General features: G+C 69.5%; 9 protein-coding genes. 6 read left to right on the top strand and 3 right to left on the bottom strand.

What is annotated here, in order from left to right; genetic code table 11:
- Positions 1-223 precede the first annotated feature (223 nt).
- The 4 genes from NA3_RS18650 to NA3_RS18635 all read left to right on the top strand — a co-directional run bounded on the left by NA3_RS18650 (position 224) and on the right by NA3_RS18635 (position 4726).
- Positions 224-991 (top strand): ABC transporter ATP-binding protein, encoded by a 768-nt coding sequence (locus tag NA3_RS18650; RefSeq protein WP_062964884.1) that lies wholly within the window; start codon positions 224-226, stop codon positions 989-991.
- Positions 976-2553 carry a hypothetical protein gene (locus NA3_RS18645; protein WP_062964883.1) on the top strand — a complete coding sequence of 526 codons (1578 nt, stop codon included), beginning with the start codon at positions 976-978 and terminating at the stop codon, positions 2551-2553. Before NA3_RS18650 ends, NA3_RS18645 begins: the two co-directional genes overlap by 16 nt.
- Before the next feature lie 143 nt (positions 2554-2696).
- On the top strand, positions 2697-3581 hold the full coding sequence (locus NA3_RS18640) for an alpha/beta fold hydrolase (RefSeq protein ID WP_218021846.1): 885 nt from the start codon (positions 2697-2699) through the stop codon (positions 3579-3581).
- Positions 3582-3691: 110 nt separating this feature from the next.
- A complete protein-coding gene (locus NA3_RS18635) occupies positions 3692-4726 on the top strand; it encodes a GlxA family transcriptional regulator (RefSeq protein ID WP_084491664.1) in 1035 nt (344 codons plus the stop codon).
- Here the strand turns inward: NA3_RS18635 and NA3_RS18630 are convergent.
- Positions 4689-5804, bottom strand: a complete 1116-nt coding sequence (locus NA3_RS18630) for a GDSL-type esterase/lipase family protein (RefSeq protein ID WP_062964882.1) — start codon at positions 5802-5804, stop codon at positions 4689-4691. The genes NA3_RS18635 and NA3_RS18630 overlap by 38 nt on opposite strands.
- 104 nt (positions 5805-5908) lie before the next feature.
- Here NA3_RS18630 and NA3_RS18625 point away from each other — a divergent pair, with 104 nt between their 5' ends.
- The gene (locus NA3_RS18625; RefSeq protein WP_062964881.1) at positions 5909-6391 is read left to right on the top strand and encodes a MarR family winged helix-turn-helix transcriptional regulator; all 483 of its coding nucleotides are present in this window, start codon (positions 5909-5911) and stop codon (positions 6389-6391) included.
- A gap of 183 nt (positions 6392-6574) precedes the next feature.
- Positions 6575-8293 (top strand): MFS transporter, encoded by a 1719-nt coding sequence (locus NA3_RS18620; RefSeq protein ID WP_062964880.1) that lies wholly within the window; start codon positions 6575-6577, stop codon positions 8291-8293.
- A gap of 12 nt (positions 8294-8305) precedes the next feature.
- On the opposite strand, the gene NA3_RS18615 is transcribed toward NA3_RS18620, so the two are convergent.
- Positions 8306-8701, bottom strand: coding sequence for an NUDIX hydrolase (locus NA3_RS18615; protein WP_062964879.1), 396 nt, complete (start codon positions 8699-8701; stop codon positions 8306-8308).
- 44 nt (positions 8702-8745) lie between these two features.
- On the bottom strand, positions 8746-9336 hold the full coding sequence (locus tag NA3_RS18610; RefSeq protein ID WP_227995570.1) for a hypothetical protein: 591 nt from the start codon (positions 9334-9336) through the stop codon (positions 8746-8748).
- Positions 9337-9345 lie beyond the last annotated feature (9 nt).

Raw genomic sequence — 9345 nt, 5'->3', positions numbered from 1 at the left:
ACGAGGCCGGTGCACGGAGTGCGGCTGCCCGAACGGGGTGCGGCTGCTCTCCGGCACCGGCTTTCGGCGTCGTCTCCCGATAGACTCGCGGGCGATCCCAGGAAGCGTCGGCCCGGTCCGAAGGAGCGGAGGTGATTTCCGTGGCCTCTCACGTACCTGATCCCGCCGTGCTGCCGAGGTTCCGGCACATTGATGCGGGTGCGTCACCCGCGGAGGAGGGGATATGGAAGCCGATGTCACGCCCGCGCTGGAGTTGAGCGGGCTGTACAAGCGGTTCGGTGGGCCGTGGGTGGTCGACGGGGTGAGCCTGGCGGTGCCGCCGGGGTCGTTCTTCGGGCTGGTGGGGCCCAACGGCGCCGGGAAGACGACCACGTTGTCGATGGCCGTCGGATTGTTGCGGCCCGATGCCGGGCAGGCGCGGATCTTCGGGGCCGACGTGTGGGTAGATCCGGTGCGCGCCAAGACGATCGTCGGCGTGCTGCCGGACGGTCTCGCGCTCCCGGAGCGGCTCACCGGACGTGAATTGCTCACCTACACCGGGCTTTTGCGCGGTCTGCCGCCGGGCACGGTGGCCGAGCGCGCTCAGGAATTGCTCGCGGTACTGGAGCTGATCGAGGCGGAAAACACTCTGGTCGTGGACTATTCGGCCGGTATGCGCAAGAAGATCGGGCTCGCCACCGCACTGTTGCACGGACCCAAGCTGTTGGTGCTCGACGAACCGTTCGAGGCGGTGGATCCGGTGTCCGCCAGCACTATTCGCACGATTCTGCAGCGGTTCGTCACCGCCGGGGGCTCCGTCGTGCTGTCGAGTCATGTGATGGCGTTGGTGGAAAACCTGTGCGATCACCTCGCCGTCATCGACAAGGGGAGGGTGGTCGCCGCCGGTTCGGTCGCGCAGGTGCGGGGTGAGGGCAGCCTCGAGGAGGCGTTCGTCCGGCTGGTGGGTGGGCGCATCGGGGGAGACGAGGGCCTGTCGTGGTTGGCGTCCTGATCCGGATGCGCTGGCGGCTGACCGTCCGCGCGATGAACAACGGACGGGCGGCGGTCGGCTTCTGGATCGGCCTGATCTTCGGGATACTCGCCGCCGTCACCACCGCGGTGGTGACGGCATCGGCCGGCCACGCCTGGGATACCCGCGCGGCGATCAATGTGGCGGCGACGCTGTACGCGGTGTGGACGCTCGGCTGGCTGGCCGGCCCGATCATCACCGGCAGCAGCGACGAAACACTGCAGCCCGAACATTTCCGGCTGCTGCCGCTGAGCTATCGCCAACTGGCGATCGGTCTCGCGGCGGTCGCGTTCACCGGGCCGGCCGGTGCGGTCAATCTGATCGCCTTCGCAGGACTGGTCGCGCTCGCAGCCCAATGGGGGGTGGTGCCGACCCTGTTCGCGGTGGCCGGGATGTGCCTGCAACTGATCTTCGTGGTGCTGCTGTCCCGCGCGGTACTCGCGTGGATCGGCGCCGCGATGCGGTCGCGCCGCGGTCGCGATCTCGGGGTCGTGCTGGCGGGCCTGACCGGTCTCGCCTACTACCCGCTGCAACTGCTGGTGTCCTATCTCGGGCCGCGCCTCGAGCACGTGTCGCCCGGCCTGGGCGCGACATTGCGGATCCTGCCCTCGGGATGGGCGCCCTATGCGGTTCAGGCAGCCGAGGAAGGTCATTGGTGGTTCGGTGTCGGGGCGCTGGCGGGACTCGCCGCGCTGTCGGTGCTGCTGTGGCAGGCATGGGCGGTGCTGCTGCGCCGCCGCCTCACCACCACCGCCGCTCCGGCCGGACCGGTTCGCGCACAGGCGGGTTCGGGCCGGCTGGAGCGGATGATCCGCCCGACTCCCGTCGGCGCGGTGGTACTGAAGGAGTTGCGCACGTGGTGGCGCGACGGCCGGCGGCGCGCGGCCCTGCTGCCGCTGCTGCTCATCGGTGTGGTGCTGCCGATCTTCCTCGGCGTGCAGAACGGCGGCGCCAGTGTGCCTTTCGCGGGCGTGTTCGTGGTGTGGCTGGCCGCGATGGCCGGCGCGAACATGTACGCCTTCGACGGCACCGCGCTCTGGCACACCCTGGTGATTCCGGGTGCCGTGCGCGCCGACGTCCGCGGCCGCATGATCGCCTGGCTCCTGGTCGTCGGCCCTCTCGCCGTGGCCCTCACGCTCGTCCTTCCGGGTGCGGTCGGGCGCCCGCAGATGTATCCGTGGGCGGTATCGACGCTGCCGGTTGTCATGGGCGTCGGCGTGGCGGCGTCGATGTTCCTGTCGGTCTACGCCGCGTATCCGCTTCCGCAGCAACGCGGTAACCCCTTCGCCGGCAATTCCGGGAATCCCGGGTGCGCACGGGCGCTGGTCCAGCTGGCGGTCGGCTTCGGTCAGCTCGTGGTGAACCTGCCGGTGCTCGGCCTGCTCGCGCTGGGCGCCTATCTCCACAACGCGCTCGTGCAATGGTCGGCGCTGCCGGTCGGAATCGTCCTGGGTGTCGGCGCCGCACTGCTCGGCGCACAGGTGGTCACCCGCCGCGTCGAAGCCCGCGGGCCCGAACTGCTGGCCGAGGTGAAACCGCGCTGAACTCCTCCGGGAGATTCGCCGGAATCTGACGATGTCGGCCGCGCCCCTGACCCTTCCGGCCGTCGGCATCGACCACCCCGAGTTTCCGGCGTTCCATTTCAGCAGGTCGCATGTGCGACCGGATGCTCCCGCTGGAAGGAACGATGATGACCGAGTACGTGACGCTCGAACACGGACGGCTCGCCTGCGATGTGGCCGGGGACGGACCGCTGGTGGTGCTGTCGCACGGCATGGGCACCCTGCGCCAAGACTTCCGCTTCCTGCTCGGGCCGTTGGCCGCGGCGGGGTATCGGGTGGTCAACGTCGACATGCGAGGGCACGGCGAATCCAGTACGGAGTGGCCCTCGGTGACCGGCAAGGCCGCCATCAGCCGCACCGATGTGGCGGAGGACCTGCTGGGAGTGATCCGGCACTTCGGCGGCCCGGCGGTGATCGTCGGGCACTCGCTGTCGGGCGGTTCGGCGACGATCGCCGCGGCCCAGGCTCCGGAGCTGGTGCGCGGGATCGTCGAGATCGGCCCCTTCACCCGGACACAGCGGCTACACGTCGGCGCTCTGCTCGGCAGCCGCCGATACCGCCGCGGCATGGTTCGCCTCGCCCTCACCATGTCGCTGAAATCGCTGCCCTGGTGGCGGCGCTATCTGGACGTCGCGTATCCGGCCAGGCCCGCCGACTACGACCACTACCTCGCCGATGTGGAGAGCACGCTGCGGCGGCCCGGCCGGTGGGCGGAATTCATGAAGACCGGACAGACCACTCCCGCCGACGCCCATGCGCGATTGGGGGACGTCCGCTGTCCCGCACTGGTGATCATGGGTTCGGCCGATCCGGATTTCGCCGATCCCGAGGCCGAGGCGAATGCGATCGTAGCCGCGCTGCCCCACGGTGCGGGCCGCGTCGTCATGATCGAGAACGGGGGACATTATCCGCACGCACAATCGCCGGATGATGTTGCGGCAGCGATCATTTCCTTCCTCGGACAGTGTGCGGCGCCGGACGGGAGCACCGAGGTCCGGCGCGCCGGGTGATGTGCGTACCCCGGTTCGGGCCTGCCGGATGCGCGGGGACGCCGGGCGTGCCCCGCCACGGTTGGCCGTCGACCGTGGCGGCCGCTCGTCCCGGCTGCGATGATGGCGAAATGCCCGCGCCGCGCACCGTCGTCTTCGTCGTCTACGAGGGCATGCAGCTGGTCGAATTGGCCGGGCCGATGGATGTTTTCGGAGCCGTCAACACGATGGGCGCGGACACCGCCTACCGACTCCTCACGGCCTCGCCGGACGGCCGGTCGATCGAGGCCGACGGCGGTCTGACCCTCGGGGTCCGGCATTCGCTGCACGACCTCGCCTGCTCCGCCACGGAGATCGACACCCTGGTGGTCGTCGGCGGCTGGATTTCCGGGCCGGTTTCCGCGGAGGTGGTCCGCGAATTGCCCTCGCTCGCCCGGAAGTCCCGCCGGGTCACCTCGGTGTGCTCCGGAGCGCTGCTGCTCGCCGCGGCCGGCCTGCTCGACGGCTACCGCGCCACCACCCACTGGGGTGCGGCCGATCTCCTGGCCCGCTCGTACCCTCGCGTCGTCGTCGAACCCGACCGCATCTACGTCCACGATCGCAACCGCTGGACCTCGGCGGGTGTCTCCGCCGGCATCGACCTCGCGCTGGCCCTCGTGGAGGACGACCACGGCCGTGAGATGGCTCAGCAGGTCGCTCGCGCTTTCGTCGTCTTCACCCGGCGCTCCGGTGGCCAAACGCAATTCAGCGCCCAATTGCGCACGCAGCCGGCTCGTACGCCCGCGATCCGCGCCGTCCAGCAATGGCTGCCCGACCATCTCGGCGACGATCTGGCGGTGTCCGCCCTGGCGCGGCGCGCGGGCATGAGCGAACGTCATTTCGCCCGCGCCTTTCGAGCCGAAACCGGAAGTACCCCAGCCGCTTTCGTCGCGGAACTGCGCCTGGAAGCGGCCCGGCGCCTGCTGGAGTCCAGCGAACTCACCGTCACCGCCATCGCCCGCGTGGTCGGCTACCGCCACGGCGAGACTCTGCACCGCGCCTTCGTCCGCCGCTTCGCCACCACGCCCGAGGCCTATCGCCGGGACTACCCCGAGGCCGGCCTCGGCACCGTTGCGGCAGAGCCGGCCGTCAGCGCAGCCCGGGAATCCGCATCGTCTCCGCCATGACGCGGGCGCCCTCGTCGTTGAGGTGCAAGCCGTCGCCGCTGTCGAGATCCGGGCGGATGAAGTCGGGCCGCTCCGGATCCGCCACGGCGGCCGCCACATCGAAGACTGCGTCGAAAACTGTTGTGGTCCGCAGCCATTCGTTGACGACGACGCGCACCGGCAGGGCGGGAGCCACATTCACCTCCGGATAGATCACCCCGGCGAAGGGCCCGATCGTGTTGGCGTAGATCGGCAGTCCGGCGGCGTGTGCCCGCGCGGCGAGTTCGGTGTAGCCGGCGATCAGATCGCCGGCCGCGGCCACCTCGCCCAGCCCGATATCGTTGATGCCGAAATTGACGACCACATGGGTGACGCCCGGTACGGCGAGCACATCGCGGTCGAACCGTGCCAGGGCGTGTTCCCCGACCTCGTCGGTGAGCAACTGGTTGCCCCCGATGCCCTGGTTGACCACCCAGCCGCGGGTCAGTAGCGAATTCAGCGCGTCGACGGAGCGGCGATTCGCGCCGGGCGTGGTTCCGGCGCCGTCGAACCAGGAGTCACCGAACGCCACCACGACCGGGGTGTCCGCGTCACCGAGCACGTCGACGCCGGTGACGTAGAAGCGCGAGGCGACCTCTTCCACCTCGGAGAGGTCCGGATCGGCGGTGTGATCACCGGCGACCACGGCGGTGATCTCCATCGGCTGATGCGAAAAGGTGGCGAGCCCGGTCGACCCGGGCAGGTACAGGCTCAGCAGTAGATCGTCACCGCCGTTCACCGCGAGATCGACGGTGTCGCTGACCATTTCGCCTCCGGCCGGGATACGCACGGTGTCCGCCCCGTCGAAGCGCAGCACGGTGTCGGTTTCGGCGATCGTCGCGAAACCGTTCTTGCGCAGGGCGATTCGGGCCGCACCGATCTCCAGAGCGTCGCGGCCGTACCGATTGCTCAATCGCACCCGAATCTGCCGACCGCCGCCGGCCATGTGCAGCACCTGGCGCACGGTTCGATCGGTGAACCCCCGGGGTTCGGTCAACTGGAACTGCTCGTAGGGGCTGATGATCGCGGAGCGGAATCCGGCGAGCCAGGTGCTGGTCATGACATCTCCATTTAGTTGCTGCGAGGAATATCCTCATGGCAATGATATGGAAAGTATTCCTCGTGTCAACTATCCGCGTGACAACTGTGGGTTAGGCTGGCCGCATGGAGCACACGCACGACGCCGACGTCTTCGACGACCCGCGCCTCTCCGATATCGGAATGCTGTTCGAGGCGACGAGCGGGATCCGCCGCAAACTCGAGCCGACCTGGTCGGCGAACGGCCTGTCGGTGCTGGACTTCACCGCCCTCATGCGCCTGAGCCGCTCGCCCGGCCGCCGGCTGCGGATGACCGATCTGGCCGATCAGGCACAGCTGTCGACCAGCGGTGTCACCCGCCTGGTGGATCGGCTCGAGCGCAACGGATTCGCCCGTCGCCAGCCCGATCCCAACGACCGCCGCAGCTCCTATGCCGCCCTCACCGCCGCCGGCGCGACCCGGCTGGCCAAGGTCCTGCCGGAATATCTGAAGATCCTCGACACCTGGTTCTACGGGCAGCTCACCCCGGAGCAGTGCGAGGCCCTGATCAGCGGCCTGCGGATCATCCGCGACGCCACCTTCCCGGAGGCGGGCCGGATCTCCGAGTGACACCGCGGCCCCGAGCCACCGATCAGCCGCCGACCGGTCCGGTGCCGGATAGCCGAATGCTCGCGTTCACCACACGGTCCGGTATCGCCGGGTCCCTATTGCCGAGATTCGCCCGGTTCGGCTCGTAGACTCGACCGATACGAGTTACTTCCCAGCGACACCGGTCGACGACGGGAGCGGCGCATGGCTGATCACGTTCGAACAGACGCTGAACTCGGTTCGCCACCCACCGGTGCCAGACGGTGGTGGGCACTCGCGGTCCTCGCGCTGGGCCTTGCGATGGTGACGCTGGACGGCACGGTCGTCGGCGTGTCGCTGCCGACGATCATCGGTGACCTGGGACTCGATTTCACCCAGGCGCAGTGGGTCTTCTGCGTGTACTCGGTCGTGCTCGCGGTTCTGCTGATCGCCGTCGGCCGGATCGCCGACCGATTCGGCCGGCGCGTGATCTTCGCGCTCGGGGTGCTGATCTTCGTCGGCGGCAGCCTGTTGTCCGCCTCCGCGGATTCGGCGAGCCCGCTCATCTGGGGCCGGATCGTGCAGGGGATCGGCGGTGCGGCGGTCGTGGCCGGCTCTCTGGGCACGGTAGCGGCGATGTTCCACGGCCGGGCGCGCGTGATCGCGTTCACCGCGTGGGTGGTCGCCCCGGCCGGCGCGGCGGTCGTCGGCGCGGCGCTGGGCGGGTGGTTCATCGATTCCTTCACCTGGCCGTGGATCTTCCTGATCAACGTGCCGATCGCGGTGGTCGTCCTGCTCGGCGCCGTTCTCGTGCCCGAAACCCGCATCGGCGCCGCGGCGACCGGACCGGATGTGGACGGATGGCTGCTCAGTACGGCCGGGTTCGCGCTGGTGATCTTCGCCCTCATCGAGGGGCAGCGTTACGGCTGGTTGCGGCCGCGGCGGCAGTTCAGCGTGTTCGGTGTGACCTGGTCGACGCAATCGGCGAGTTCGCCCATCCCGTTCGTACTCGCTGTGGGGGTGTTGCTGCTGGTGCTGTTCGTCTTCTGGGAAAGACATCGGGTGAAGGTGGAACATGCCGCGCTGATGGACTTCTCGCAGCTGCGCGATCCCCGGCACTGGGGTGACGGCGCGGCCCTGTTGATCGCGGCGGCGCAGTTCGGACTGCTCTTCGTGCTGCCGCTGTACCTGGTGAACTGCCTCGGCTTGTCCACCCTGCGAACGGGTTCGATCCTCGTGGTGCTGACCGGATGCGCTCTGATCTCGGCCGTACTGACCGCCGGGCCACTGCGCGCGGTACCTCCGCTGTGGCTGATACGAATCGGCTTGGCGATCGCGTTGCTCGCGATGGCGGTGACCGCGCTGGCGTTGACATCGACCATTCCGGCGTGGGTGCCGACCGTGCTACTCGCCTGCTACGGAATCGGTCTCGGGCTGGCCTCCGCCCCGTTGACGGCGAGTATTCGGCGCACCGGCGCGGAGGCCATGGCATCGGATCCGGGATCGATCACCGCGGCCGCGGCCCGGCCCGCCGGGGCCGCGCTCGGTGTGGCGGTCCTCGGCAGTACCCTCTCGATCGGTCTCGGCCACTTCCTGCCCGATCGGCTGAGCTACGTCCCCGGCCTGACCACCCGGGCCGCCGGTGCCGTGGGGGCGGCCACCCGCGATTCGGCGGGCGGCGCGATCGTCGGACTGCGGGCCCAGCACGCGCCGGCCGCGGTCACCGACGCGCTGGCCAACGGATTCGCCGACGCGACCCGGGTGGCGCTGCTCGGTGTCGCGGTCGTGCTGCTCCTGGCCTTCGTGGTGGCCACGCGCATCCCGTCCGACGCCGAACCGCCCGGTCCGGTGGCCCGCGACCGGGCCGCCGAGCTGCCGGAGGAGTCGCGTCCGATCATCGATGACGAGGGCGCCGAGCCGGTCGAACGCGGCGAGGCGACGTAGCGAATCCAGCGGTCAGTCGATCAGGCCGAGTTCGTGCAGGCGCCGGAAGACCAGCATCGATCCGGGCGCGACATGCGGCATGGCCGCGTACTCGCCCACCGTGAAATAGCGCAATTCGGCGATCTCACTCGTCGGCGTCGGTTCGCCGGTGAGGTCGGCGGTGAAGCAGGTCATGTGCAGCGCGGTACCGGGAGTGTGCCCGTACGCCTCGCATTCGAAGACGCCGAGCTCGTCGTGGGCCGCCACGTCGACACCCAGTTCCTCGCGCACCTCGCGGTACAGCGCCTGCACCGGTGATTCGCCGGGGTCGATCTTCCCGCCCGCCATGTAGAACACCTCTTTGCCGGTGGAACGTGCCTGCAGCAGACGGCGATCGCGGATGTGCGCGAGTGCGGCGGTGCGAATCATAAAGGGAGCCTTCACGATACGGTCGGTACGGGCGGGTGCGGAGCTCACCGGGCGGCGGGCGCGAGCTTCCAGTGTTCGTGCAGGGCCGAGGCGATCTCGGGCAGCACGGTGACCTGTACCCGCTGCTCGCGCAGGATCCGGCGAATCTCGGCGACCTGTTCGCGCTTGCGATGCTCGTAGGCGTTGGACACCGGATGCCGCACCGGCGGAATGCTCAGCAGGACCAGCTCGTCGTGCGGTTCGTCGCCGCCGGTCAGATCCAGCGCGAGCGACCAGCGGGCCCGCTCGTCGAGGGCGAACCGGCCGGCCACCACGCGATCCCACTCCAGCCGCGATTCGGCCCACGGGGTGCGCCGGTAGATCGCGCGGTCGGTGAGCACCACGACATCGCGGCCGAACAGCGCCACCAGCAGCGCGATACCCGCGACCGCGCCGGCCAGCAGTCCGGTGAATATCCGGTTCACCCCGAACAGGAGCACCACGGCACCGCAGATCACCAGCACCGACAGCACGGCGAGCGCACTGTAGGTGAGGGTGCGGCGGCCGGTGACGACACCGGCCCGCACCGCCCGCGCCGGCCCGCGGGACCGGCGGGAGAGATCGGGCCCGGATACGGGCGGGACGTCGTCGCTCACGGTGGCACC

The sequence above is a fragment of the Nocardia africana NBRC 100379 genome, from assembly GCF_001612635.1.
In the GTDB taxonomy this organism is placed as follows: Bacteria; Actinomycetota; Actinomycetes; order Mycobacteriales; family Mycobacteriaceae; genus Nocardia; species Nocardia africana.
Note: the sequence above shows the minus strand (reverse complement) of the source record. Positions and strands in the feature narration are given on the sequence as shown.

What these genes read in the sequence shown, in the direction of transcription:
- NA3_RS18650 (WP_062964884.1), top strand. Translation starts at nt 224, where the DNA reads ATGGAAGCCGATGTCACGCCCGCGCTGGAGTTGAGCGGGCTGTACAAG.
- NA3_RS18640 (WP_218021846.1), top strand. Translation starts at nt 2,697, where the DNA reads ATGATGACCGAGTACGTGACGCTCGAACACGGACGGCTCGCCTGCGAT.
- NA3_RS18635 (WP_084491664.1), top strand. Translation starts at nt 3,692, where the DNA reads ATGCCCGCGCCGCGCACCGTCGTCTTCGTCGTCTACGAGGGCATGCAG.
- NA3_RS18630 (WP_062964882.1), bottom strand. Translation starts at nt 5,804, where the DNA reads ATGACCAGCACCTGGCTCGCCGGATTCCGCTCCGCGATCATCAGCCCC.
- NA3_RS18625 (WP_062964881.1), top strand. Translation starts at nt 5,909, where the DNA reads ATGGAGCACACGCACGACGCCGACGTCTTCGACGACCCGCGCCTCTCC.
- NA3_RS18620 (WP_062964880.1), top strand. Translation starts at nt 6,575, where the DNA reads ATGGCTGATCACGTTCGAACAGACGCTGAACTCGGTTCGCCACCCACC.
- NA3_RS18615 (WP_062964879.1), bottom strand. Translation starts at nt 8,701, where the DNA reads ATGATTCGCACCGCCGCACTCGCGCACATCCGCGATCGCCGTCTGCTG.